Raw genomic sequence first — 24,792 nt, 5'->3', positions numbered from 1 at the left:
ACCCGATCCAAGAAGGCTCTCCATGCGCAACAGCTTCCTCTTCACCTCCGAAAGCGTGTCCGAAGGACATCCCGACAAGGTGTCGGACCAGATCAGCGACTCGATCGTCGACCTGTTCCTGTCGAAGGATTCCGAAGCGCGCGTCGCGTGCGAAACGCTGACCACGACGCAACTCGTCGTGCTGGCGGGCGAAATCCGCTGCAAGGGCGTGTTCGAGAATGACGAATGGGCACCGGGTGCGCTCGAGGAAATCGAGACCACCGTCCGCAACACCGTGCGCGAGATCGGTTACGAACAGGACGGTTTCCACTGGAAGACCTTCCGCTTCGAGAATAATCTGCACGGCCAGTCGGCGCATATCGCGCAGGGCGTCGACGAAAGCGGCGACAAGGACGAAGGCGCCGGCGACCAGGGCATCATGTTCGGCTATGCGTCGGACGAAACCCCCGACCTAATGCCCGCGACGCTCGATTACAGCCACAAGATCCTCGAGCGCATGGCCGCCGACCGCAAGGCGGGCACCGCGCCCTTCCTGGAGCCCGACGCCAAGAGCCAGGTCACGCTGCGCTATGCCAACGAGCGCCCGGTCGAGGCGACCGCGATCGTCGTGTCGACCCAGCATGCGCCGGGTTACTTCTTTCACAAGGGCGAAGGCGACGAGGCAAAATATACCGAGCTGCGCAAATATGTGCTCGGCGTGATCGCCGATGTGCTGCCCGCCGAGCTGCTGACCGCGAACACTGTCTATCACATCAACCCCACGGGGCGTTTCGAAATCGGCGGCCCCGACGGCGACGCCGGCCTGACCGGCCGCAAGATCATCGTCGACACCTATGGCGGCGCCAGCCCGCACGGCGGCGGCGCGTTCAGCGGCAAGGACCCGACCAAGGTCGACCGTTCGGCGGCCTATATCACGCGCTATCTCGCCAAGAATATCGTCGCTGCGGGGCTCGCGCGCCGCTGCACGATCCAGCTCTCCTATGCGATCGGCGTGGCCGAGCCGCTGTCGATCTATGTCGACCTGCACGGCACCGGCACCGTCGAGGAAAGCCGCATCGAAGCCGCGATCCCGCAGCTCGTGCGCCTGACGCCGAAGGGCATCCGCACCCACCTCGGCCTCAACAAGCCGATCTACAAGCAGACCGCGGCCTACGGCCATTTCGGCCGCACCGCCGAAGGCGACGCTTTCCCCTGGGAACGCACCGACCTGGTCGACAAGCTGAAGGCGGCACTCGCCGCCTGAGGCGAGCCGGGGGTGCTTGCCGCCCCCGCCCACGGAGAGCGCGGGCGCTTGCCGCCCCCGCCCCGGCACGCTAACGGGCGCGCCATGACTGCGCACAAACCCGGCGACCCGACGACCCTCAACCGCCTCTACGGCCGCTCGAAGGGCAAGCCCCTGCGCGCCGGCCAGCAGGATCTGGTCGACACGCTGCTGCCGCAGATCGCGGTGCCGGAAGTTGGCGAAGTTTCGGCGGAGCGTCTGTTCGGGCAGGCATGTCCGCTCCATTTCGAGATCGGTTTTGGCGGCGGCGAGCATATGGCGGGACGCGCCGACATGCTGCCCGATCATGGCTTTATCGGCGCTGAGCCGTTCATCAACGGCGTTGCCCAGGCACTGGTCCATGTCGCGGGCGATCATGGCGCGAAGTTGCCGCTGGGCAATGTCCGCATCCACCATGGCGATGCGCTGGAGGTGCTGCGGCGGATTCCCGACGGCGCGCTCTCCTTCGCCTATCTGCTCCACCCCGACCCCTGGCCCAAGGCGCGCCACGCGAAGCGGCGGATGATGAACGATGGGCCGCTCGACCTGATCGCGGCGAAGCTGAAGCCCGGCGGTGAGTTCCGATTCGGCACCGACCATCCGGTCTACCTCCGGCATGCGCTGATGGTGATGCGCCGCCACCGCAACCAGTTCGAATGGCTGGCGAAGGATGCGCGCGACTTCCAGATCCGTCCCGGCGGCTGGCCGGAAACGCGCTACGAAGCCAAGGCGCGCGCGCAGGGACACGAGGTGTGGTATTTCCGCTATCGCCGCAAATAGCGCCGCGGCGGGAACCCCGGCCCCTATCCCAGCGGCAGTTCGGTCGTCGCCTTGATTTCGGATAGCGCGACGGTCGAATTGATTTCCTGCACTCCCGGCAATTTGCTTAGCTGGTCGAAGAAGAAGCTTTCATAAGCGTCGATGTCCCTGGCAACGATCCGTAGCATGAAGTCGGTCGTGCCCATCAGTACATAGGCGTCGAGCACTTCGGGAAAGCCGCGGATCGCCGCGCTGAACTCGTCAAGATTGGCGCGGCCATGGGCGTTAAGCTTGACCTGCGCGAACACATGCGCGTTGAGCCCGACCTTGCGCCGGTCGACGATCGCGACGCGCTTGCGGATGAAGCCGTCGCGTTCAAGCCGGTCGATCCGCCGCCAGCACGGCGACACCGACAGGCCCACCCGTTCGGCGACCTCGGCCGTCGTCTGATTCGCGTCGCGCTGCAATTCGCGGAGGATTTTTATCTCGAATGGGTCCAGGTCGGTCATCTGTTCCCTATATCGTGAATAATGGGGATAGATAATCCTCAAAATATCGCCTTGCCCCGCGATTCAAGGCAAGATCGTCCTGCGCTTCGATGCGATCATGCATTCCTTGTTCGAAGGAGTGTCTCATGGTCGTTCGTCTTGCCCGCCTGGCCCCGCCGCTCGAATGCGTGCGCCTATATGATCTCGAATCCGGGCTCGACGGCTTCATCGCGATCCACTCGACGACGCTCGGGCCGGGCGCCGGCGGCTGTCGGCTGTGGTCCTATCCCGACATGCGCCACGCGCTCGGCGATGCCATGCGGCTCGCCGAAGGCATGAGCTACAAGAATGCGCTCGCCGGACTGCCGCTCGGCGGGGCCAAGGCGGTGCTGCGGCGTCCCGAGGGCGAATATGACCGCGTCGCGCTGTTCCGCGCCTTTGGCCGCGCGGTCGAAAATCTCGGCGGGCTCTATGTCACCGCCGAGGATGTCGGGACAACGGTCGCCGACATGCAGGAGGTCGCCAGCGTCTCGCGCCATGTCGCCGGATTGCCGTCCGCCGAAGGCCGCGCCGGGGGCGATCCGTCGCCCTGGACTGCAAAAGGCGTGTTCGAATCGATGCGCGTCGCCGCGGACTTCGCGCTCGGCCGCGACCTCGAGGGGCTGACCGTCGCGGTACAGGGCACGGGAAATGTCGGCGCCGACCTCTGCCGCCGTCTCGCCGATGCCGGGGCGCATCTGGTAATCGCCGATCCCGACCCCGCGCGCCGCGACCGGCTGCGCGCGATCCTCGGCGCCGAGGTTGTCGACACCGATGCCATCGCCGGGGTCGACGCAGACATTTTCGCGCCCTGTGCGCTCGGCGGTGCGCTGACCCATGAAACGGTCGGCAAGCTGAAGGCAAAGCTGGTCTGCGGCGCTGCAAACAACCAGCTCGCGGCGCCCGATGTCGCGGCGCTGCTGCTCGAGCGCGGCATTGCCTATGCGCCCGACTATGTCGTCAATGCGGGCGGGATCATCAATGTATCGGCGGAATATCTGGGCGAAACCGAGGCGGAGGTCGAAGCGCGGGTGGCGGCGATCGCCCCGCGGGTCGGGGCATTGCTCGAACGCGCGGCGCGCGAAGCCCGATCGCCCGCGATCGTCGCCGACGAAATGGCGGAAGCGGTGATCGCCGGCGCCGAACGGGTCGCCGCCTGATGCACCGGTTCCGGATCGACGCGACGCCCGACCCGCATTCGCTGCCGCGCGTCGCCGGGTTCTTCGCACAGCGGGCGATCATGCCCGCAGCGATGCAGATGCGGGTCGAGCGCGGGCTGATGCGGATCGAGGTGACGGTCGATGGCCTCGGCGCGGCGCAGGCCGCGACAATCGCGGCAAAGCTGCACGAAGCGGTGACGGTGATCGTCGCCGAACTGCACGAGATGGCAGCGTAAGCCCCCTGCCGGGATGACGAAGCTGGAGGCCGCACCGTCCGCCTCCCACCCCAAAGCCGCCGTCCTTCGATCGCGCACGCACCTTCACGCTTGTCAGCCAATGCGCGGCGGGAGTAGATCGCTGGCATGAGCGATTTTCGTCCCCTGTCCGCCGACTTCAGCGTCGCCCCGCAAATCAGCATCGAGGATGTGGCCGAGGCGAGGGCGGCGGGTTTTGCGATGCTGGTCAACAATCGCCCCGACGGCGAGGAGCCATCGGCGCCGCAGGGCGACGATATTGCACACGCCGCGGCGGCCGAGGGGCTTGCCTATGCAGCGATCCCGATCGGCCATGCGGGGTTCAGCCATGCGCAGATCGACGCGCTCGACAAACTGCTCCACGATGCGACGGGCCCCATCCTCGCCTATTGCCGGTCGGGGACACGCTCGACGCACCTTTGGGCCCTGGCGCGGGCGCGCGCCGGCGACGATGTCGGCGGTATCGTCGATGCGGCCGCAAAGGCGGGTTATGACCTGACGGGCCTGCGGCCGATGCTGGACGCGCTCGCGGGGGAAAAATGACGGCGCTGATCGTCCAGACGGGCGCGTCGCTCGTCGCGGTGCTGTTCGTTGCCTGGCTGGTCGGCCGGATCGGGCTCGGCGCCGATCCGCGCATCGAGGACGAGGCGCATGCCATCCGCCTTGCCGAAGAGGCCGAGGCGGGCTTTCGCGCGATCGAGGTCGGGCGCGACCGCGCGGGATTTGCGGCGATCGTGCGAAATGCCGAGGGACGGATGATGCTCCTGCGGGCGCATGGCAATTTCTTTGCCGCGCGCCCGATCGATGCCAGCGTGATCGGACGGCTCGACAAGGATTTCCTGACATTGACGATGCCGGAGCGAACATTCGGCGCGGTGACGTTGCAACTGGGGAAGGATGCGGGGATGTGGGCATCGCGCATGCGGGAGATCGTGCGTGCCTGAGCTTCCCGATCCCGTCATTTATGCGGTCCCGGCCTTCATCCTGCTGCTGATCGCCGAGATGGTCTTTTCGCTGCGCGCGGACAAGAGCCGGTACGAGGCGCGCGATACGCTGACCTCGCTGATGCTCGGCACGGTGAGCCAGGTCGCGGGTGCGCTCGTCGGCGCCACGGTCGTCGGCATGGCGGTGTGGGTCTATCAATATCGCCTGTTCGATATCGGCATCGAATTTGCCGAATGGTGGTGGGCGTGGATCCTCTGCTTTTTCCTCGACGACCTCGCCTATTACGCCTTTCACCGCAGCGCGCATCGCGTGCGCTGGTTCTGGGCGAGCCATGTCATCCACCACAGCTCTCAGCATTATAATCTGTCGACCGCGCTGCGGCAGACATGGACGGGCTTTTTCAGCCTGACCTTCCTGTTCCGCCTGCCTTTGTTCCTGATCGGCTTTCCGCCCGCGATGGTATTCTTCTGCGCGGGGCTCAACCTTATCTACCAGTTCTGGATTCATACCGAGGCGATCAAAAGACTGCCCAAATGGTTCGAGGCGGTGATGAACACGCCGTCGCACCACCGTGTCCATCATGGCGTGAACCCGCGCTATCTCGATGCCAATTATGCCGGGGTCTTCATCATCTGGGACAAGATGTTCGGCAGCTTCGTCCCCGAACGCGACGACGAGCCGGTGCGCTATGGCATCGTAAAGCAGCTCGGCAGCTTCAACATATTGTGGGCCGCGGTGCATGAATGGGTCGGGATCGCGAAGGATGTGTGGCACGCGCCGTGGAAGCACAAGCTCAGCTACATGTGGCGCGAACCCGGCTGGAGCCACGACGGCAGCCGCGCGACGAGCACGATGATCAAGGAGCGCTGGGCGGCGGGACGGTCGGCCGAGGAAGCGGCGGAGTGAGCGAAGGAGGCGAGGCGCGGGGTGTCGCGCGCTGGCGGCATTGGGATGCCGCGGCCTTCGGCGCGGGGGCGGTCCCCTTGCTGGTGCTGACCCTCTTTTACACCGATGTGGCGCCAGCGGCCTTCAATACGGTTCTGCTCGTCGCTGCGCTTATGATCTATCCGGTAGCCACATTCTTTGCTTGGCGTCAGCGCGACGGCCGGTTGGCGGCGGCGGGTGCTTTGCTGATTTTGCTCGCCACGCTGATCGCGTCGCGGCTGATTCTGATGCTGAGCGCCTGCTTGATGGGCGATTGCATCTGATCGGCGGGTACCGATGTCCCCTTGCTTCGCTTCCTAATGACATTCATGTAAGCACCCGGGGCGACCGCCATGAGGCGGCGCGAGGGAGAGTCGCATGGATCAGTTCGACATCATCGTCATCGGCGGGGGCAGCGCGGGGAGCGCGGCGGCGGGACGGTTGGCCGAGGACGGCAAGCGCAGCGTCTGCTTGATCGAGGCGGGCGGCCGCAACGACAATATGCTGATCAAGACGCCGGGCTTCATGCCGTTCATTCGCAACGCGTCGAACTATAAATATGAGACGGTGCCGCAAAAGGGGCTGAACGGGCGCACCGGATACCAGCCGCGCGGGCGCGGGCTCGGCGGGTCGAGCGCGATCAACGCGATGGTCTATATCCGGGGGCACGCCTTCGATTACGACCAGTGGGCGGCGCTCGGCGCCACCGGCTGGAGCTATGCCGACGTGCTGCCTTACTTCAAGCGCAGCGAGGGTAACGAGCGGGGCGCCGACGAATATCATGGCGCCGACGGGCCGCTGAACGTCATGGACCAGCGCTGGCCCAATGTGACGAGCCGGCGCTTCGTCGAAAGCGCCGCGGCGCTGCAACTGCCGCGCACGCCCGATTTCAACGGTGCGAGCCAGGAAGGATTCGGCCTCTATCAGGTGACGCAGAAAGCCGGCGAACGCTGGTCGGCGGCGCGCGCCTATGTCGAGCCGCTGCGCGAGCACGGCAATTTCGCGGTGCGCACGGGGGCACTGGTCGAGAAGATCGTCGTTGCGGACGGCCGCGCGGCCGGCGTGGTGATCCGCCGCGGATCGAAGCGCGAGACGCTGCATGCGCGCGGCGGCGTGGTGCTGTCGGCGGGCGCGTTCGGCAGCCCGCAAATCCTAATGCTGTCGGGCATCGGGCCGGCCGCGCACTTGCGCGACAAGGGCATCGATGTCGTCGCCGATCGTGCGGGCGTCGGCGCCGATTTGCAGGACCATATCGATTATGTGTCAAGCTGGGAAACGCGCTCGGCCGATCCGTTCGGCGACAGTGCGGGCGGGACGTGGCGGATGGTGAAGGCGATCTTCGAGCATCGCCGGCAGCGCACGGGGATCATGACCACCTGTTTCGCCGAGGCGGGTGGTTTCTGGAAATCGCGCCCTGACCTGCCGGCGCCCGACATTCAATATCATTTCGTGCCCGCGATGCTCGAGGATCATGGGCGCACCAAGGTGAAGGGGCACGGGTTTTCGTGCCACGCCTGTGTGCTCCGGCCCGAGAGCCGCGGCACGGTGCGGCTGGCATCGGGGGACGCGGCTGCGGCGCCCGCGATCGATCCGGGTTTCCTGACCGACGATCGCGATATCGCGACCCTGCGTGCGGGGGTGCGGATGATGCACCGGATCGCCGCGGCGCCGCCGCTGTCCGACTATGCGGGGGTCGATCGCCATCCGGTCGACCTGGATGACGACGCTGCGCTCGATGCGCTGATCCGCAGCCGCGCCGACACCGTCTATCACCCGGTCGGGACGTGCCGCATGGGCAGTGACGCCGATGCGGTGGTCGATCCGGCGCTGAAGCTGAACGGCGTCGACGGGCTGTGGGTGGCCGATGCGAGCGTGATGCCGCGGCTGGTCAGCGGCAACACCAACGCGCCGAGCATCATGATCGGCGAACGCGCGGCCGATTTCGTAAGGGCGGCGTTGAACTGAACGGGCCCCGGCTTTCGCCGGGAATCATGCAGCGCAGGCGGCAACGGCGAGCAGCGCGCCGCTTTTCGTCAGGCCGTAGCGGCTCGCCGGCGGCCGCTGGTCGAGGATTTCGCGCGTGACCAGCCCATGCCGCCCGAGCGCGGTCAGCCCCTGTGACAGCGCGCGCGGTGTCGCGGGCGCGAGCAGCCGCGAGAGCGCGTTGAAACGGTCGTGCCCCGCATGGATTCCGGCAACGAGCGGCAGGCCCCATCGCGTGGCGGCACCCGGAGGCAGGCCGATCGCATCCTGCGCCTCGGCGATCGTCGCCGCGCGTGCCGCCGCCGCCTGTCCCTTTTCGGTGAGGATATATTCGGGACGGAGCGGGTGCCCGTGGCCGGGATTGCGCCGCACCCAGCCGACCGTCTGTGCGGCTTCGAGTGTACGCACCAGGCTGTCGCGCGAGAGGCCGAGCCGGTGGACCAGCTCGACGAACCGGGCGCCCTTATGCGCCGCCAGATCGGCGAGCAGCGGGATCAGCCAGCGATGGCTGCCGAGCTGGACGAGCAGGAGGTCGGGCGTGATTGACTGCATTTGCAACTAAATATATAAACCGGACTATAGAGGCAAGCGACTTGAGCTGGGTGATTCCTGCCTTGGCCGGCCGCTGCACCAGACGGGAGGAATGGCATGGCGCTTCAGATCGGATCCGAACTCACCTGTTCGATGGGGGTGAAGGACATGACCGCATCGATCGCTTGGTATGAGCGGGTGATGCAGTGCGAACTGCTCTACCGCGCCGACGACATCGGCTGGTGCGAACTCAAGACCCCGATGGCGGGGGTGAATATCGGGCTGAGCCAGGTCGAGGCGGTGGTGCAGGGGGGCGGGGCGACCAATGTGTTCGAGGTCGCAGACATCGATGCGGCGAAAGCGCATCTCGATGCCGAAGGGGTGCGGCAGGACGGCGACATCCAGCATATCCCGGGGCTGGTGAAGCTGATCACCTTCTACGATCCCGACGGCAACGCCTTCATGTTCTCGCAGTCCGAGATGGCGGCATAACATCGCTCTGGTGGGTGGCGGCGGCACTCGTCGTGCCGGCTGCGCCCACCGAGTCTCCGCCGCTTGCCGCGTGGCATGGCAACTGGATTGGCGAGGGCGAGGCCTTTGGCGAGCCCGCAACGGCGACGCTCGACATAGGCGAGGCGCCCGACGCCGGCGCGACGCAGCTCGTCTATCGGTTGTCGATCGCCGGCGCGCCGGTTGCGGCCTATGCGGCGGAGGGGATTTGCCGCGTCGACGGCAAGAGCCGCGTATGCGGAAACTGGACCGACAGCCATGGCCGTACACGCCCGGTTTCGGGTCGCATCGGGCCGCGCGAATGGACTGCAAACTGGGGCAGCGCCGACGTCGAAATCGGCCGGTCGACCTATCGGCTGGAAACGCCCGACAGGTTGATCGTCAGCGATTCGGTGCTGCAGGACGATGGCAGCTGGCGCGTCTTTGCCGTGCTGCACTATCGCCGCAACAAAGGCTGAAATCCAAGGGTTTTGGAGTGTGCGCATGCTGCGCACAAAAAAAGAGGGCCGGGACTTTCGTCCCGGCCCAGCCTTTCAGGCTCTCCCCTCCTGAAACTGTTGACGCAATGAATGCCACATTAATGTCATGTTGAAAAGGCCTAAATTTGCGGCAGCGCTGCCTGATTTTTGTGCATCGCAGCATGCGGTAAATGGGACCGGTCGACGCCTCGACCGGTCCCTGACCTATAGACCTAGAAGGTCTTGCGCGCGGTTATGCCGAAGGTCCGCGGCTGGCCGACGGTATAGCCGAGCCGCGCCCGCCCGCCGCGTTCGCGGTCGAACGACAGCAGCGCATTTTCGTCGAAGAGATTGTTGACATAGGCGATCAGCGACAGGCCATTGTCGAAATCGACCCCGGCGCTGAGATTGACCAGCTGGTAATCGGGTAGTTGCAGGTCGATCGTCGTCGCGGCGTCGGCGGGGGCGCCGCCGAACGGCAGGCCGTGGACGAAGGTCCGCGGATTATTTTCCTGGTCCGCCGGTTGCGTATAGCGCGTGCCGACATGCTGGAACGATGCCGACACATACATGCTGGCGGCGTCGCCGATCGGCCATTCGTAGCTGCCCGCTGCCGAAAGCTGGAACTTCGGCACCGACGGCAGGCGATTGCCTTCGCGAATGCCCGTCGTTGCAGCAAGGACGCCGGGCAGCGTCGAATCGAATTCGGCTTCGATCAGGCTGCCCGACAGGCTGAGGTCGAGCCCATCGACCGGTTGCAGGCCCAGTTCGAATTCGACCCCCATCGAATGCGCCTTGGGAACGTTGAAGACGACGCGCGACGAACAGGTGCCAGCATCGAGCGTCACCTGCAGATTCTTGATGTCGTTATAGAAGCCCGCGGCGTTGAAGGTGAAGCCGCGTCCCTGCGACTTCACGCCCAGTTCGTAATTCCACAGCGTTTCGTCGTCATAATCCTGGAATCCGCCGAACAGTGCCTCGTCTTCGTCCGAGCAGAGCGGCAGGTTGAGCGGATCGTTGACCCCGCCGAGGCGGAAGCCTTTCGACGCCTGCGCATTGACCGTGACGTCGTCGCTGACGTCGTAGGACAACAGGAAGCGCGGGGTGAAGCCGCTCGACTTGGTGCTGTCGGTGCGGTTGTCGCCGTTGGCGAACAGGCCGCCCGAGACGAAGCTGCGCGTCTCTTTGAAGTCGTAATAGCGCCCGCCCGCGGTCGCGGTGAAGGCGTCGCTGATATCGTAGCTGACCTCGCCGAAGATCGCGAACTGCTTGATGTCGTAGGGCAGGAACGCGTTGTAGGGCGAATCGGGGCCGAAGCCGTTGCGCACACTGGCGGAGGTTCCCTCGCCCAGCGTCGCGTCGGTTACCGCATCATAACCTGGCGTCGGCAACGTCTGGGTATAGACGCGATCGACCTTCGAATAAAAGCCGCCGACGACCCACTGGAAGGGGCTGTCATTGTCCGACGCCAGCCGGACTTCCTGCGTCCAGGTTTCGAGGTCGGTGGTATCCACGAGGTTCGACGGCAACAGCACGCCCGCATCGGGGAAGCCGAGGTCGACCGACACCGAACCCGACAGCGCGCTCGCGTCGCGGCTGACGAGGATGTCGCGGTTGATATAGCTCGTCACCGAGGTCAGCTTGGCGCCGCCGAGACCGACGTTGATGTTGAGGTCGGCGATCAGCGTTTCGTCGTCGAAGCCTTCGCGCAGCAGCAGATATTGCTCGCGCTCGTCGAACGTCACCTGCGGCCGTGTGGTCGTGAATTCATTGGCATAGAGGTTGTAGACATCCTGCCGGTTGAAGCCGTCAGCCTTGACCTTCTGATAGACGATGCGCGGGGTGATCGAGAGATTGTCGGTGGGCTCGAAGGTCAGTGCAAGACGTCCGCCATAGCGTTCGCCGCTGTTGATATCCTCTTTCCCCGCCGGGCCGATCGCGTTGATGAAGCCGCCGTAGCGCGTGTAATAGCCGACCGCGCGGAGCGCCGCATTGTCGCCCATCGGAATGTTGATCGCGCCCTTGAGGTGGCCGCCGAGGTCGTCGCCGTCGACAAGGTTCAGATTCGCCTCGACGCTGCCCTCCATCACGCCGATCTTCGGCTGGTTGGTGATGTAGCGGATCGTGCCGCCGACCGAGCCCGAACCGAAGAGCGTGCCTTGCGGGCCGCGCAGCGTCTCGACGCGGTTGAGGTCGTAAAGGTCGATGTCGGGGGTGAAGAGCGAGAGCGAAATCACGCTTTCGTCGAGATAGACGCCGACCTGTTCCTTGACCCCCGGCTGGTCGCGCACGACCTGGCCCGCCGACACGCCGCGCACCGACACCTGGCTCTGTCCGGGGCCGAGATTCTGGACCGAAAGGCCCGCGACGTTGCGCGACAGATCCTCGAGCGTCACGGCGCCCGATTTCTGGATATCCTCGGCGGTCTGGGCGTTGATCGAGAATGGAATGTCCTGAAGATTGGCGTCGCGCTTCGTCGCGGTGACGATGATGATATTGCCTTCGTCCTCGGCGTCCTGCGCGGCTGCGGGAACGCCGATCGTCAGCGCGAGCAGCGACAAGCCCGCGAGCATGGATGCACGTGAATGCATGATAATCCTCCTCCTGATGTGGCCAATCTTTTCGTTGGTCCGGCGCGAGGAGTGCGCCTCCTGTCATCAATTCGCAATGGGGGGTGAATCTTGCGCAACAAAATTGCTGCGACATGTTGCACCCCAGCCACAGTGGGTATCGCGGGCAAAAAAGCCGAAGCGAGCCCCCGAACCGTGGCCGTCCGGGCCACAGTTCAAAAAAAGGCCGGGGTGAAACCCCGGCCAGTGGTTCGCAGGAGGAACCTGGTGAGGATCCCGCCGCCGCCGTTTGAAAGGAGAGAGAGCGTGCGGCGGCGGGTATCCTGTCTCGTTGTCAGTAGTTGTAGGCGCGTTCGCCATGTTCGCCGAGGTCGAGGCCCTCGCGTTCGACCTCTTCCGAGACGCGGCCGCCGGTAACCAGCTTCGCGATATAGAAGGCGATGGCCGACCCGATACCGGACCAGAGGATCGCGACGAGGACCGACTTGATCTGGATCCAGAGCTGCGTGCCGAGGACATAATCGTCGCCCGCCGGGCCACCGAGCGCGGCGAGCATCGTCACCGCGGTGCCGACCGAGCCGATGATGCCGCCCAGGCCGTGGATGCCGAAGACGTCGAGCGAGTCGTCGAAGCCGAGCTTGGGCTTCATCTTCATCACGAACCAGCAGCAGACGATGCCGGCGACCGCGCCGAGAAGGATCGCACCGAACGGACCCGAATTGCCCGCCGCCGGGGTGACAGCGACGAGGCCGGCGATCGCACCCGAGCAGGCGCCGAGCAGCGAGCCCTTGTGGCCGAGCGCGCGTTCGGTGAGCATCCAGAAGAGGACGCCGGCGGCGGTCGCGGTGAAGGTGTTGATCAGCGCGAGGCCGGCCGAGCCATTGGCTTCGAGCGCCGAGCCGGCGTTGAAGCCGAACCAGCCCACCCAGAGGAGGCCGGTGCCGATCAGCGTCATGGTCAGCGAGTGCGGCGCCATGATGTCCTTCTGATAGCCGCTGCGCTTGCCGATGATGAAGCCGCCGACGAGCGCCGCGACACCCGCGTTGATGTGGACGACGGTGCCGCCCGCGAAGTCGAGCGCGCCCCAGCCGAAGATCAGGCCGGTCGAGGCATCGTCACCGCCGAGATACCAGACCATATGCGCGATCGGGTAATAGACGATGGTCAGCCAGACGATCGCGAAGACCATCACCGCCGAGAATTTCATCCGCTCGACAAGCCCGCCGAGTACCAGCGCGACGGTGATCGCCGAGAAGGTCATCTGGAAGGCGATGAAGACGAATTCGGGGATGACGACGCCGTCGGTGAAGGTCGCGACGGTCGAATCGGCGGTGACGCCTTCCAGGAACCACTTGCCCGCCGAGACGAACCGGTTGGCATCGCCGCCAAAGGCGAGGCTGTAGCCGAACATCACCCACATGATCATCGCCAGCGCTGCGACCGCCAGGATCTGCGTCAGGACCGACGCCATATTCTTGGTGCGGACTAGCCCGCCGTAAAAGAGCGCGAGGCCGGGAACGATCATCGCCATGACGAGCACGGTCGAGATCATCATCCAGGCGGTGTCACCCTTGTCGGGCGTCGGCGCGGCGGCTTCCGCCACGGCGGGCGCCGCTTCCTGCGCCCAGGCGGGCAGGGCGGCGAACAGCGAAAGGCCCACGGCCCCGGCGCCCGCCGCAAATTTGTTTGCGAACGTCATAATTTCCCCCTTCGTCATTTAGAGAGCCGCCTCGCCGGTCTCGCCGGTGCGGATGCGCACGGCCTGACCGACGTCGAGGACGAAAATCTTGCCGTCGCCGATCGAACCGGTGCCGGCGCTTTGCTGCAGCGTTTCAACGACCCTCGATGCAAGCGCGTCGTCGCAGACGAGTTCGATCTTCACCTTGGGCACCATGTTGGTGGCATATTCGGCGCCGCGGTAGATTTCGGTCTGCCCCTTTTGCCGGCCGAAGCCCTTGACCTCGGTCACGGTCATGCCGGCGATGCCCAATCCGGTGAGCGCTTCGCGCACCTCGTCGAGCTTGAATGGTTTGATGATGGCCAGGATCAGCTTCATGACGCCCCCTTTTGCTAATGGCACCATGTTGCACTGCAACGGGCGTGCCAGATTGCGCGGGGCGCCTGAAAGTTAACATTTTGTGACGGTTTTGGCCCTTGCAACGCGCCTGATCGGTCGTGCGATGGGCAACGCAGGCAGTGCCGTGCCTAAATTTTAGGCAAAGATTGCTATTTTGTTGCCCTGAACCTAGCCCAGACTGGCAGATGGTCGGATGCGCGCGCTGCAAGCGCGCTGCGGTGCACGCCCGCCTCGACCGCTTCGAGATCGGGGGTAGCGAAGATGCGGTCGAGCCGGGCGACGGGGCGGCGGCTGTGAAAGCTGTGGCCGGTATCGACTGGGCGGTGCTGCGCGCCGAAATCGGCAAGGCAACCGCCGTTCGCGCGCCATTCGTTGCAGTCGCCCATCAGGATGGTCGGCAGCACTTCGCCCTCGGCGACATGGTTCAGGATCGCGCGCGCCTGCTGGCGGCGGCGGAGCCCTGAAATATCGAGGTGCATGCCCACGACGCGGAGTCGCGTGTCGCCGATGCGTACCGTCGCCGCGACGGCGCCCCTCGGTTCGAGCGTCGGCAGATGGAGCGCGTGGCTCTCCTCGACCTCGGCGCCCTTGCGGACGAGCAGCGCGTTGCCGTGCCAGCCGATCGCATAGGGGCGGCCGCTCAAGAGGTCGACGGGGACGTAATCGCTATGCTCTTCGAACATGTGCGGCGGGATCGCGCTCGCGCGCGTGCCGAAACGCCGGTCGGCTTCCTGCAACGCGACGATGTCGGCGTCGAGTTCGCCGAGCACCGACAGCACCCGGCCGGGATCGCGGCGGCGGTCGAGCCCGATGCCCTTGCGCATATTGTAACTGGCGACCTTGATCATGATGTGCTTTTCAAGCGCTCAGGCCGCGTTTCCGTTCCCGCGGCCCTCGAATTCGGCCATCAGCGCCTGCGCCTCGTCCAGATCCTCGTCGAGCACCATGATGCGCACCGGGATGAGCAGCCCGACGCTTTCGGCAATATTCATGCCCGCGTCGAAGCAAACGGCGTGGACGCCGGCACTTTCGAGCCGGCCGCGCAGCAATTCGGCTTCGGCGCCGTTGGGAAGCCTGACAAGCTCGACCAATGGCATCAGACGGGTTCGCCCGCAATGAAGCGGTCGGTCGGTCGCGTCGGCAGTCCGTCGATGCTCTTCGTGCGTTCCTGGAATTTTTCGACCCACAGCACGGGATCGGCCTGACGGTGATATTTCTGCAGCGTCTCGCGTTCGGTCTGCAATTCCATCATCGGCACGCCCCAGCCGCAGCTCGTCTGCACGCTTTCGACATCGATCACGAAGATCTGGCGTGTGCCGGGAAGCAGCGTGAAGTTGGCCGCGAGCGCGTCCCATTCTCCGTCCTGCGGCAGCACCGGCCGCCCGCGGCCATAGATGCGCAGGATCAGCGCGCTACGGTCGAAAGCGCAGAACATGATCGTGATCCGCCCGTCGGCGGCGAGATGCGCGTGGGTTTCGTTCCCCGACCCGCCGAGGTCGAGATAGGCGACCTGCGTATCCGACAGGACGCGGAAGCTGTCGGCATAGCCCTTGGGCGACAGGTTGATGCGCGCGCCGTCGGCAGCGGTCGCGGTGAAATAGACCGGCTGCCTTTCGATGAAGGCGATATGCTTGTCGGTCAGCGTATCGGTGAATTCGGCCATGGCTGCTCTCCGTATCGCGACGTGCCTATCACCAATTCTTGCCCTCTTCTATCGCGGTTTCCTCGTCGGGCCGGGTCGCGCGGCCGAGCGCGTCGTTGCGGTGGGGGAAGCGGCCGAAGCGGTCGACGATGTCGAAATGTTTCTTGGCATAATCCTGGAACATCGGGTCATCGAACGCTGCGAACAGGCGCAGCGATTCGCGCTGGTCGCCGATGTCCTCGCTGTGCTGGAAGGGCAGGCAGGCGAACTGGCGGCGCTCGTCGGGCCAGCTTTCGTGCCAGCCGCGTGCGACGATGCCCTGCGCGATCGCGCGTGCGAGGCTGTCGGTCGCAAAGGCGTCCGCATGGCCGCGGTAAATGTTGCGCGGCACCTGGTCGAACAGGATCGTCGCCGCGAGTGCGGTGTCGGGATCGGTCAGGAAGGTCTCGGCGGGTTGCGAGCGAAGCGCCTGGTGCCATTCTTCGGCCAGATCGCGGACATCGGCGTCGAAGTCCGGCCCGCCGCCGTACCAGTCGTCCCTGTCATGGTCGTCGAACCAGAAGGCGAGCAGTTGCTTGGCCCAGTCGGCGGGCGGCGAGGCGGGCGGTGTGTCCAAGTCATTTGTCATTGCGAGCGAAGCGAAGCAATCCAGAGCGATTTATGCAAGCTCTGGATTGCCGGGTCCCTTCGGCTCCTCGCAATGCGGGAACGGATGGCTCTTACTCGCCCTTCGCCTTGCGGTAGGGCACGAATTCGCCGAGCGACACGAAGCCGCTGTACATCCGGCTGGCTCGGTCGTGCAGTTCGAGCGTGTCGATGCTGCACAGCTGGCTGCCCGACGTCTTGAGCACGAGGATGTCGTCGTCGTCGAGCGATTCGGCGCCGGCCTTGGGCCGGTTGACCCAATAGGTGCTTCCGACCTTGTAGACGATCGCGGTCTTGTCGATGATCTGCGAGCTGCGTGCGGTGGCGAGCGGGATGCAATGCTGCGGCTCGCCCGCGACGCGGCCTTCGAGCAGTTTGGCAAGCTCGGCTTCGGGCGCGAGCTTCTCGCGCGCGGTGGCGGCGGGGGCGGCTGCTACGGCTGCGGCGGCAATGAGCGCCGGGATTAGGTGACGCATGGTTCGACTCCTGTCTTCATCATACCCTACCCGGCGCCCTTCTAGGCCATCGCGCGTGAACGGGGGCTGACTATTGCGGTTTCAGCACGCTCCGTCGGGGAGCGGAATGCCCAGCGGTCCCTTGCACTTCTTCTTCTTTTTCGCGGGTTCGGCGGGGGTGCCGTCGTTCGGCATCCCCATGCCGCCGAAATCGGCGCCGATCATCAGCATGGTGTGCGAGCGGAAACGGACCTTCGCGGTCCAGTCGATGTTCCACACCGCATTGCCCGCGGGCTTGGGCGGATAAGCGAAACTCGCCTCGGGACCGAAGGCGTTGAGGTTGCCGAACATCATCTCGCCCGACGCTTTCTTGACCTCCGCCGGAATCTGGCAGCTCGTCTGCGCGGGCGGCATGACGATCTTTTGCGTGACGAGCCGGCCGACCGTCGCGGGTGGCAGCCAGTCCCAGAGGCCGCCGCCGAACTGCTGCGACGCGCTGCTTGTCCACCATATCATGTCGCTATTCCCGCCGCCGCGGTCCATCCCGCCGAAGGCCCAGGCAACATAGCCGGTCGCTGGCTGTAGCGCGTTCCAGCGAATCATCACCGACCCGTCGCCCTGCATCGCGGTCGATGCGTTCAGCGCGGGCATATAATCCTGCGCCAGCGTGAAATTGATCTCGGGTCCGACATTGCCGGCGATGCGGTGCGCGCCGATGAGCGAGCTGTCCTTCGGCACCGCCTTCGACGATTTGCTATTCGGCCATCCGGCGTAGGAGGCGCTGTTCGACGCCATCACCTCGCGGATGCGCGGGACGGTCGAGGTGAAGAGGTTCGGCGGAACCTGCCCCGCCGCGACCTTCGCGAAATCGATCACGACGGGCTGCCCCGGTCCGGCCTTGGCGCCGCAGCCCCAATAGAGCAGCAGGCGGCCCTTCGGGCGCTCGAAATTGTCGGGCATTTCGTTGCCATCGTCGTGCGGGGCGGGCTTTCCTGGCTCGGGGCCCCACAGCGGCAGCGACGCGCCGAGCTTCGCCTGCGGCTGGAAAAAATGATCGGCGCGCACGGGTGGCTTCGTCGGCGGCTGGTTCGCGCCGAGGCGCAGTTCGATCGTGCGCGCGACCTGGTTGTCGGGGCCGCCGCCGAACATCATCCCCATCATCCCGCCGACGCCGGGCTTGCGCCCGCCCGCGGTCATCGCGGCAAAACCCGACGCGGTCGCGACGTCCATTTCATAGCGTTCCTTGGGCCCGGTGGTTTTTTGCGCCGAGCCCGGAACGGCGGCGAGCATCGCGGCGATGGCGGCGACGGAAACGAAACGCAGACTCGAACGCATGCAAACCTCCCTGTTGCGGAGTGCCCCCGCGGATGATGCGACCGAAATCTGTTCTTGTTTGCGCCTCTATATGCGTGGATCGGGCGAACGCCAAGTGAGGGCGATCACAGGGAAGTAAAGCCATATTTTCGTCACCCCGGACTTGATCCGGGGTCCATGACGCCGCCGCTGTTTGGATGCCGGATCAAGTCCGGCATGATGAAGGGGTGTCGGCCTTAGGCCGTCCCGCCCACCGTCAGCCCGCTCACCAGCAAGGTCGGCTGGCCGACGCCCGCGGGCACGCTTTGCCCCGCCTTACCGCAGATGCCGATACCTTCGTCGATCGCCATGTCGTTGCCGATGCCGGCGACCTTGGTCAGCACGCTCGGACCGTCGCCGATCAGGGTCGCGCCCTTGATCGAATCGCCCAGCTTGCCATTCTCGATTTTGTACGCCTCGGTGCAGGAAAAGACGAACTTGCCCGACACGATATCGACCTGTCCGCCGCCGAAGCTCTTGGCGAAAATGCCGGTCTTGACGCGCGAGAGAAGCTCGGCGGGGTCGTCGTTGCCGCCGCGCATGAAGGTGTTGGTCATCCGCGGCATCGGCGCGTGCGCAAAACTCTCGCGGCGACCGTTGCCGGTGGGTTCGACCCCCATCAGCCGCGCGTTGAGCCGGTCCTGCATATAGCCCTTGAGGATGCCGTCCTCGATCAGCACGGTCTCGCCCGTCGGGGTGCCTTCGTCGTCGATGCTGAGCGAGCCGCGGCGGCCGCCGCCGACCGGGCTGTCCATCGCGCCATCGTCGACCACGGTAACGCCGGGCGCCGCGACGCGCTCGCCGATCCGGCCCGAGAAGGCGCTGGTGCCCTTGCGGTTGAAATCGCCCTCGAGCCCGTGACCGACGGCTTCGTGGAGCAGCACTCCGGGCCAGCCGGGGCCGAGCAGCACGGTGAACTCGCCCGCGGGCGCGTCGACCGCGCGCAGGTTGACGAGGGCCTGCGCCAGCGCTTCGTCGACCGCGCGGTTCCACTGTGCGGGTTCGAACAGATGGTCGTACATATAGCGGCCGCCGAGCCCGAAATAGCCCGATTCGCGGCGCCCATTCTCCTCGACCACGATCGAGACGTTGAGGCGGACGAGCGGGCGGATGTCGGTCGCGAGGAAGCCGTCGGCGCGGACGATCTCGACCACCGACCAGCTGCCCGCGAGAGCGACCGAGACCTGCACGACGCGCGGATCGCGCGCGCGCGCGGCGGCGTCGATTTCCTGACAGAGCGCGACCTTCTTCGCGAAGGGGATGAGGTCGAGCGGATTCGCCTCGTCGTAAAGGTGGCGGTTGGTGCGCGGCGGCGGGCCGGCGGGCGCCTGTTTGGCGGGATCGAGCAGTGCAAGCGTCTCGGCGGCGCGGCGAATCGCCCCCGCGCTGATGTCGCTGGCATGGGCAAAGCCGGTCATCTCCCCCGACACGGCGCGCAGGCCGAAACCGGCGTCAGTCGAATAGTCGGCGGTCTTGAGGCGCCCGTCATCGAAGCCGAAGCTCTCGGTCGCGCGATATTGCAGGTAAAGCTCCCCGTCGTCGGCCTTGGAGAGCGCTTCGCGTGCGAGCTTCTGCGCCAGATCGGGGTCGAGCGCGTCGGCCCGGTAGAGAAAGCGGCGGGGATCGGTCGGGCTTGTCATGGAGCCGATATAGGGACGCCCGTGCCGCGGCGCCAGCGCTCAGAGATAATTGACGGTCAGCGTGAAGGTGCCGCTATAGTCGCCCGGGGGCTGGTTCGCCGGAACGGTCAGCGTGCCGCCGATATAGTAGGTCTGCACCCCGCTGGGCAGCAGGGTCGACCCGAGCAGCGTGATGCCGCCGCCGCTGGTGCTGGCGGCGCGGACGAGGCTTGCGGTCATCGAGGGCGCTCCGCCGCCGGCGCGCGTCAGCGTGACCGATGTGCTGCCCGAAACGAGGATCAGCAGGATGCCGCCCGTGCCCTGGAACACCGCGCGGCGGGAGTCGTTGCCGACGAGCGTCGTCCCGCCGGTCGCGCTCCGCGCGTTGGTGAGGGGGTTGATCGTCACCGTACCGCCGGCCGGTCCGCTGACCAATGTGCCGAAATCGAGATCGTCGGTCTTGATCAGCGTGTTGGGGCGAACGACGGCCGCATTGACGATGCCGTTCATGTCGGCGGCATGCGCCGCGCCGCACCATGTGGTGCTTGCCGCTGCCGCAGCGATGGTCAGAACGCGCAGTGCGCCCCGACAGTTTCTGGTCCCTTGAATCCCCACAGATTCTGCTCCTGTCTGGCACATTTGTGCCAGAGGGGCATGAGTCGTTGATGCAGAAGTTTGGTAAAGGGGCTGTTTACTGGCGGTCCGGACCTCAGCCCGGATCGGCGATCCCGCCGGGGTTCAAACTTTATCGGCGATCCCACCGATGAGGACGAAGCGCCGGTCGCAATAGCCGCAATCGACGAAGCCTTCGTCGGGATCGATCTCCAGCCATACGCGGGGATGGCCGAGGGCGGCGTTCGCGAGCCCGTCGCCGGTGCCGTCGCAGGCAATGCGGGTCTTGGGCGTGCGGATGGTTTCGGGTGCGGGCTGGGTCATCGACGGCGCCCATAGCAAGGCCGGAAACGCTCGGCAATCGGATCTGCGCGAAGACGGGAGGGCCGTGACGGCACCGGTGCAGGCGCCATATTGGCGCAAGTGGTCCCCCGGTGCCGTCTTCCCCCCACAGGAAGGCCTAAAGATAATTGAGCGTGATCGTGAAAGTGCCGCTGTAATCGCCCGGTGCCTGATTGGCGCCGACTTCGAGCGTTGCGCCGACCGGGAAATTATAGTTGCCGAGCGACGAGGTGATGCGGAAGCGGGTCGGCGAGGTCGACAGGATTGCGGTCGGCGTGCTGCCGATTTCGAAAGTGCGCGCGCGCATTCGCGTACCGGGACCGGTCAGCCAGATGCTGTTCGATCCCAGCGAAATATTGACCTGGCGGTTGAAGCTGCCGAGCCCGGCGAAGCGCGCGGGCTCGCCGCCGTCTCCGGCGAGCGTGACGCCGCCGGTGCGGCTGCGCGATCCGTCGGGACCGATCGTGACCGTGCCCGCGGTATTCGACGGGATGATGTCGCCGAAATCGAGATCGTTGACCTTGAAGAAGGAAAGCGGGCGAAGCACGATGGCTTCGGCCTCGCTCTGCGCACTGCCCTGCGCCAGCGCCGGCGAAGCGGCGACGGGAGCGATCAGGAGCGCAAAGGCGGCTAGGCCGCGCTGCACGGGCAGCGGGCAAGAGATGTGGCTGGTCCTCACGCATTTCGGTCTAGCGGCGAGTTTCCAATATAGCGTTAACGCGGCCCTGACGAAAAATTAGCGGGCTTTCGCGGGCGGCGACGCGCGGCTATGGAGGCGGCCATGAGTGAAGCCGCCATCCGCATCGACGCCGTCTCCAAACTTTATGCCGGCGGCAAGCAGGCGCTCGACAACGTCAGTTTCGACGTGCCGCGCGGGCAGATATTCGGGCTGCTCGGGCCCAACGGCGCGGGAAAATCGACGTTGATCAATATCCTCGCGGGGCTCGTCAACAAGACGGCCGGCCATGCGAGCATCTGGGGTTTCGACATTGACGCCGACCCCCGCAACGCCAAATATTCGATCGGCATCGTGCCGCAGGAAATCGTCTTCGATCCCTTTTTCACGCCGTTCGAGACGCTGGAGAATCAGGCCGGGCTTTACGGTGTGCCCAAGGACAAGCGCATTTCGGACGAGCTGCTCGCCGCGGTGCATCTTTCGGACAAGCGCGACGCCTATGCGCGGACGCTCTCGGGGGGCATGAAGCGCCGCCTGCTCGTCGCCAAGGCGATGGTGCATTCGCCGCCGATCATTGTCCTCGACGAGCCGACCGCGGGCGTCGATATCGAGCTCAGACAGCAGCTCTGGGAATATGTGCAGAGCCTCAACGACCGCGGCGTGACGGTGGTGCTGACGACGCATTATCTCGAAGAGGCCGAGGAGCTGTGCGACCGGATTGCGATAATCAACCATGGCAAGCTGATCGCGAACAAGCCGACGCGCGAGCTGGTCGACATGGCGCGCGAGAAGATCGTCGTGGTGACGCTCGACGCCGATGTCACGGTGCTGCCGACGCACCCCGCATTCGACAAGGTCGAGCGCGAGGGCGAACGGGGCCTTGCGATCAGTTACAACAAGGACCGCACCAACGCGGGCGAAGTGCTGACCGCGGTGAACGCGATGGGGCACGGCATTGTCGACGTCTCGACCCGCGAAGCCGATCTGGAGGATGTGTTCCTCAACCTGACGCGCGCGGCGAATGGATAGCGTTTCTTTCCCTTCGCATCGAGCGAAGTCGAGATACCTATCGATGTGGCGCAAGGTCGCGGGGTGTCTCGACTTCGCTCGACACGAACGGACATGGAATGGCTGAAAACCTCTCTCACGACGTCATCATCGTCGGTTCGGGCGCTGCGGGGCTCACCGCCGCGATCGCGCTCGCCGACCATTGTCGCGTGCTCGTGCTCGCGAAGGGCGAACTCACCGGCGGGTCGACCGCCTGGGCACAGGGCGGGATTGCCGCGGTGCTCGATGCGGGCGACACGTTCGAAAATCATATCGAGGACACGATGGTCGCGGGGGGCGGCCTCAACCGCCGCGAGACCGTCGAGTTCGTCGTTGAGAACGCCCCGACCGCGATCGAGCGGCTGATCGAGATGGGCGTCCCATTCAACAAGGAAGCCGAAGCGCTCCACCTCACCCGCGAGGGCGGGCATTCGCACCGCCGCATCGTCCATGTCGACGACGCGACCGGCTGGGCGGTGCAGGCAGCGCTGCTCAAGACCGCCGAGGCGCATCCGAACATCACGCTGCTGCCGGGGCAGGCGTGCATCGACCTGATCACGGGGAGGCACGAGGAACGCTATTCGGGATCGGGCCGCGTCTGGGGCGTCTATGCGCTCGACGAGAAGAGCGGCACGGTGCGCGCGCATGTCGGGCGCGCGACGATCCTCGCGAGCGGCGGGGCGGGACGCGTCTACCAGTTCTCGACGGCGCCGCGCGGCGCGACCGGCGACGGCATCGCGATGGCCTGGCGCGCGGGCTGCCGCGTCTCGAACATGGAGATGATGCAGTTCCACCCGACCTGCCTCTATAATCTCGACGTCAAGAATTTCCTGATCACCGAGGCGGTGCGCGGCGAGGGTGGCATATTGAAGCACCCGGTCACCGGGCATCGCTATATGCCCGATTATGACGCGCGCGCCGAACTCGCGCCGCGCGACGTCGTCGCGCGCGCCAACGACGACCAGATCAAGCGTTACGGCCTCGATTATGTCCACCTCGACATCAGCCATCAGGACCCCGATTTCGTCGCGGGCCATTTCCCGAACATCTATGACAAGCTGCTGACGCTTGGGCTGGACATGACGAAGCAGCCGATCCCGGTGGTCCCCGCGCAGCATTATACCTGCGGCGGCATCTTGATCGACCTTGCCGGACGAACCGACCTGCCCGGCCTCTATGCGGCGGGCGAATGCACCGAGAGCGGGCTGCACGGCGCCAACCGGCTTGCGTCCAATTCGCTGCTCGAATGCTTCGTTTTCGGCGAAGCGGCGGCAAAGGATATCGTCGCGCGCTGGGACGAACTCGACGCGCCGCCGCCGATCCGCCCCTGGGACGAAAGCCGCGTGACCGATTCGGACGAAGAGGTCGTGATCAAGCAGAACTGGACCGAGATCCGCCGCTTCATGTGGAATTATGTCGGGATCGTGCGCACGACCAAAAGGTTGGAACGTGCGCAGCATCGGATCAAGATGCTCACCGACGAGGTCGGCGACTATTATGGCCACTTCCGCGTCACGACCGACCTGATCGAGCTCCGCAACCTGCTCCAGTGCGCCGAGCTGATCGTGCGCAGCGCGCTGCACAGGAAGGAAAGCCGCGGGCTGCATTCGACGCTCGACTATCCCGACCTGCTGCCGCAGGCGGTCGATACGGTGCTGGTGCCGTAAATGGCGCGGCGGCCGCGCGATACGCGTCTTCCGCCGCCTTTCCTGAAGCGCGTCTGGTTGCCCGAGGGCGGAGCCGGCGGGGTCGACTGGCCCGACTGGGCCGATCCCGAGGACTATCCCTTCAGCATGCCGTTGCTTCGTGACGGGCTCGACCTGCGGTTCGAGCGTCCGGTGACGATCGTCGTCGGCGAGAATGGTTCGGGCAAATCGACGCTGCTCGAGGCGATTGCGACGACGGCGGGGTTCAACGAGGGCGGCGGCGCGCAGGGCATGGCGGCGGTCGGCGAGGGCTATGCCTCGGGCGCCGACGGCGGCGCGCTCGGCCATGTGTTGCGGAGCGCGTGGCTGCCGCAGGTCAAGCGCGGCTGGTTCTTTCGTGCCGAGACCTTCTTTTCGGTGGCGCGCTATCTGGACGAAGCGGGCTCGCCGCGCGCCAATTTTCTGGCGGCATCGCATGGCGAGGGGTTTATCGATTTTTTCGAGGAGCGCCTTGGCGAGCAGGGCCTTTACATCCTCGACGAACCCGAAGCCGCCTTGTCACCGCAGCGCCAGTTCGATTTCCTCAAGATACTGCGCCGGATGCAGCGTGCGGCGAATTGCCAGGTCATCATGGCGACGCACTCGCCGATCCTGATGGCGCTGCCCGACGCCGACCTGTGGCAGATCGATCCCTTCGCGATCCAGCCGGCGACCCTCGAAGAGACGGCGCATTACCGGCTCTACCGCGAATTCATCCTCTACCCGCACGACACCGTCGAGGCGATGACCGAATAGG

Annotated in this window: 29 protein-coding genes; 14 read left to right on the top strand and 15 right to left on the bottom strand. The window is 65.5% G+C overall.

Annotation, left to right across the window (positions count from 1 at the left end; translation table 11 throughout):
• Window positions 1–22 precede the first annotated feature (22 nt).
• Both metK and trmB read left to right on the top strand, forming a co-directional pair.
• Window positions 23–1,243 carry a methionine adenosyltransferase gene (gene metK, locus ATE71_RS16530; RefSeq protein WP_058804412.1) on the top strand — a complete coding sequence of 407 codons (1,221 nt, stop codon included), beginning with the start codon at window positions 23–25 and terminating at the stop codon, window positions 1,241–1,243.
• 84 nt (window positions 1,244–1,327) lie between these two features.
• A complete protein-coding gene (gene trmB, locus ATE71_RS16525; RefSeq protein WP_058804411.1) occupies window positions 1,328–2,041 on the top strand; it encodes a tRNA (guanine(46)-N(7))-methyltransferase TrmB in 714 nt (237 codons plus the stop codon).
• A 23-nt stretch (window positions 2,042–2,064) separates the two neighbouring features.
• Here trmB and ATE71_RS16520 read toward each other — a convergent pair whose 3' ends face one another.
• Window positions 2,065–2,529, bottom strand: a complete 465-nt coding sequence (locus tag ATE71_RS16520; protein WP_058804410.1) for an Lrp/AsnC family transcriptional regulator — start codon at window positions 2,527–2,529, stop codon at window positions 2,065–2,067.
• Between the two features lie 125 nt (window positions 2,530–2,654).
• On the opposite strand from ATE71_RS16520, the gene ATE71_RS16515 reads away from it, so the two are divergent.
• From ATE71_RS16515 to ATE71_RS16485, 7 genes are all read left to right on the top strand, one after another.
• Entirely contained in the window at window positions 2,655–3,707 is a 1,053-nt protein-coding gene (locus tag ATE71_RS16515) for a Leu/Phe/Val dehydrogenase (protein ID WP_058804409.1), read from the top strand.
• Window positions 3,707–3,943 carry a hypothetical protein gene (locus ATE71_RS16510; RefSeq protein WP_058804408.1) on the top strand — a complete coding sequence of 79 codons (237 nt, stop codon included), beginning with the start codon at window positions 3,707–3,709 and terminating at the stop codon, window positions 3,941–3,943. The genes ATE71_RS16515 and ATE71_RS16510 overlap by 1 nt, the downstream gene beginning before the upstream one ends.
• 126 nt (window positions 3,944–4,069) lie before the next feature.
• Window positions 4,070–4,504, top strand: coding sequence for a TIGR01244 family sulfur transferase (locus tag ATE71_RS16505; protein WP_058804407.1), 435 nt, complete (start codon window positions 4,070–4,072; stop codon window positions 4,502–4,504).
• Complete coding sequence (locus ATE71_RS16500; RefSeq protein WP_058804406.1) at window positions 4,501–4,905, top strand: hypothetical protein; 405 nt, start codon at window positions 4,501–4,503, stop codon at window positions 4,903–4,905. The genes ATE71_RS16505 and ATE71_RS16500 overlap by 4 nt, the downstream gene beginning before the upstream one ends.
• Window positions 4,898–5,812: a sterol desaturase family protein gene (locus tag ATE71_RS16495; RefSeq protein WP_082665264.1), complete on the top strand. Its 915-nt coding sequence runs from the start codon at window positions 4,898–4,900 to the stop codon at window positions 5,810–5,812. Before ATE71_RS16500 ends, ATE71_RS16495 begins: the two co-directional genes overlap by 8 nt.
• Window positions 5,809–6,114 carry a hypothetical protein gene (locus tag ATE71_RS16490; RefSeq protein WP_058804404.1) on the top strand — a complete coding sequence of 102 codons (306 nt, stop codon included), beginning with the start codon at window positions 5,809–5,811 and terminating at the stop codon, window positions 6,112–6,114. Before ATE71_RS16495 ends, ATE71_RS16490 begins: the two co-directional genes overlap by 4 nt.
• Window positions 6,115–6,208: 94 nt before the next feature.
• The gene (locus ATE71_RS16485) at window positions 6,209–7,795 is read left to right on the top strand and encodes a GMC family oxidoreductase (RefSeq protein WP_058804403.1); all 1,587 of its coding nucleotides are present in this window, start codon (window positions 6,209–6,211) and stop codon (window positions 7,793–7,795) included.
• Window positions 7,796–7,819: 24 nt separating this feature from the next.
• Here ATE71_RS16485 and ATE71_RS16480 read toward each other — a convergent pair whose 3' ends face one another.
• The gene (locus ATE71_RS16480; RefSeq protein WP_058804402.1) at window positions 7,820–8,365 is read right to left on the bottom strand and encodes a winged helix-turn-helix transcriptional regulator; all 546 of its coding nucleotides are present in this window, start codon (window positions 8,363–8,365) and stop codon (window positions 7,820–7,822) included.
• Window positions 8,366–8,461: 96 nt separating this feature from the next.
• Between ATE71_RS16480 and ATE71_RS16475 the strand changes: the two genes are divergently transcribed.
• Both ATE71_RS16475 and ATE71_RS16470 read left to right on the top strand, forming a co-directional pair.
• Window positions 8,462–8,836 carry a VOC family protein gene (locus tag ATE71_RS16475; RefSeq protein ID WP_058804401.1) on the top strand — a complete coding sequence of 125 codons (375 nt, stop codon included), beginning with the start codon at window positions 8,462–8,464 and terminating at the stop codon, window positions 8,834–8,836.
• Between the two features lie 14 nt (window positions 8,837–8,850).
• The gene (locus ATE71_RS16470; protein ID WP_058804400.1) at window positions 8,851–9,312 is read left to right on the top strand and encodes a hypothetical protein; all 462 of its coding nucleotides are present in this window, start codon (window positions 8,851–8,853) and stop codon (window positions 9,310–9,312) included.
• A 233-nt stretch (window positions 9,313–9,545) separates the two neighbouring features.
• On the opposite strand, the gene ATE71_RS16465 is transcribed toward ATE71_RS16470, so the two are convergent.
• The 13 genes from ATE71_RS16465 to ATE71_RS16405 all read right to left on the bottom strand — a co-directional run bounded on the left by ATE71_RS16465 (window position 9,546) and on the right by ATE71_RS16405 (window position 21,273).
• Window positions 9,546–11,903, bottom strand: a complete 2,358-nt coding sequence (locus ATE71_RS16465) for a TonB-dependent receptor (RefSeq protein WP_058804399.1) — start codon at window positions 11,901–11,903, stop codon at window positions 9,546–9,548.
• Window positions 11,904–12,216: 313 nt separating this feature from the next.
• Window positions 12,217–13,581, bottom strand: a complete 1,365-nt coding sequence (locus ATE71_RS16460; RefSeq protein WP_058804436.1) for an ammonium transporter — start codon at window positions 13,579–13,581, stop codon at window positions 12,217–12,219.
• Between the two features lie 18 nt (window positions 13,582–13,599).
• Window positions 13,600–13,938, bottom strand: a complete 339-nt coding sequence (locus tag ATE71_RS16455; protein ID WP_054590471.1) for a P-II family nitrogen regulator — start codon at window positions 13,936–13,938, stop codon at window positions 13,600–13,602.
• Between the two features lie 170 nt (window positions 13,939–14,108).
• Window positions 14,109–14,807 carry an endonuclease/exonuclease/phosphatase family protein gene (locus ATE71_RS16450; RefSeq protein ID WP_058804398.1) on the bottom strand — a complete coding sequence of 233 codons (699 nt, stop codon included), beginning with the start codon at window positions 14,805–14,807 and terminating at the stop codon, window positions 14,109–14,111.
• A gap of 18 nt (window positions 14,808–14,825) precedes the next feature.
• On the bottom strand, window positions 14,826–15,056 hold the full coding sequence (locus ATE71_RS16445; RefSeq protein ID WP_058804397.1) for a DUF2007 domain-containing protein: 231 nt from the start codon (window positions 15,054–15,056) through the stop codon (window positions 14,826–14,828).
• Window positions 15,056–15,622 (bottom strand): pyridoxamine 5'-phosphate oxidase family protein, encoded by a 567-nt coding sequence (locus ATE71_RS16440; RefSeq protein WP_058804396.1) that lies wholly within the window; start codon window positions 15,620–15,622, stop codon window positions 15,056–15,058. The genes ATE71_RS16445 and ATE71_RS16440 overlap by 1 nt, the downstream gene beginning before the upstream one ends.
• Before the next feature lie 28 nt (window positions 15,623–15,650).
• Window positions 15,651–16,229 carry a DUF924 family protein gene (locus tag ATE71_RS16435; protein WP_058804395.1) on the bottom strand — a complete coding sequence of 193 codons (579 nt, stop codon included), beginning with the start codon at window positions 16,227–16,229 and terminating at the stop codon, window positions 15,651–15,653.
• Between the two features lie 91 nt (window positions 16,230–16,320).
• Complete coding sequence (locus ATE71_RS16430; RefSeq protein ID WP_058804394.1) at window positions 16,321–16,722, bottom strand: hypothetical protein; 402 nt, start codon at window positions 16,720–16,722, stop codon at window positions 16,321–16,323.
• Window positions 16,723–16,803: 81 nt separating this feature from the next.
• Window positions 16,804–18,036: a hypothetical protein gene (locus ATE71_RS16425; RefSeq protein ID WP_058804393.1), complete on the bottom strand. Its 1,233-nt coding sequence runs from the start codon at window positions 18,034–18,036 to the stop codon at window positions 16,804–16,806.
• Window positions 18,037–18,251: 215 nt separating this feature from the next.
• Window positions 18,252–19,694, bottom strand: a complete 1,443-nt coding sequence (gene tldD / locus ATE71_RS16420; protein WP_058804392.1) for a metalloprotease TldD — start codon at window positions 19,692–19,694, stop codon at window positions 18,252–18,254.
• A 39-nt stretch (window positions 19,695–19,733) separates the two neighbouring features.
• Window positions 19,734–20,288, bottom strand: coding sequence for a DUF4402 domain-containing protein (locus tag ATE71_RS16415; RefSeq protein WP_160328058.1), 555 nt, complete (start codon window positions 20,286–20,288; stop codon window positions 19,734–19,736).
• Window positions 20,289–20,411: 123 nt separating this feature from the next.
• On the bottom strand, window positions 20,412–20,609 hold the full coding sequence (locus tag ATE71_RS16410; protein ID WP_058804390.1) for a zinc-finger domain-containing protein: 198 nt from the start codon (window positions 20,607–20,609) through the stop codon (window positions 20,412–20,414).
• A 136-nt stretch (window positions 20,610–20,745) separates the two neighbouring features.
• On the bottom strand, window positions 20,746–21,273 hold the full coding sequence (locus ATE71_RS16405) for a DUF4402 domain-containing protein (protein ID WP_235588051.1): 528 nt from the start codon (window positions 21,271–21,273) through the stop codon (window positions 20,746–20,748).
• Window positions 21,274–21,408: 135 nt separating this feature from the next.
• On the opposite strand from ATE71_RS16405, the gene ATE71_RS16400 reads away from it, so the two are divergent.
• The 3 genes from ATE71_RS16400 (at window position 21,409) to ATE71_RS16390 (ending at window position 24,791) form a co-directional block, all read left to right on the top strand.
• Window positions 21,409–22,332, top strand: a complete 924-nt coding sequence (locus tag ATE71_RS16400; protein ID WP_058804435.1) for an ABC transporter ATP-binding protein — start codon at window positions 21,409–21,411, stop codon at window positions 22,330–22,332.
• A gap of 98 nt (window positions 22,333–22,430) precedes the next feature.
• Window positions 22,431–24,017, top strand: a complete 1,587-nt coding sequence (nadB, locus tag ATE71_RS16395; protein WP_058804388.1) for an L-aspartate oxidase — start codon at window positions 22,431–22,433, stop codon at window positions 24,015–24,017.
• Entirely contained in the window at window positions 24,018–24,791 is a 774-nt protein-coding gene (locus ATE71_RS16390) for an AAA family ATPase (protein WP_058804387.1), read from the top strand.
• Window position 24,792 lies beyond the last annotated feature (1 nt).

This window comes from Sphingopyxis sp. H115, from assembly GCF_001468465.1.
In the GTDB taxonomy this organism is placed as follows: Bacteria; Pseudomonadota; Alphaproteobacteria; order Sphingomonadales; family Sphingomonadaceae; genus Sphingopyxis.
Note: the sequence above shows the minus strand (reverse complement) of the source record. Positions and strands in the feature narration are given on the sequence as shown.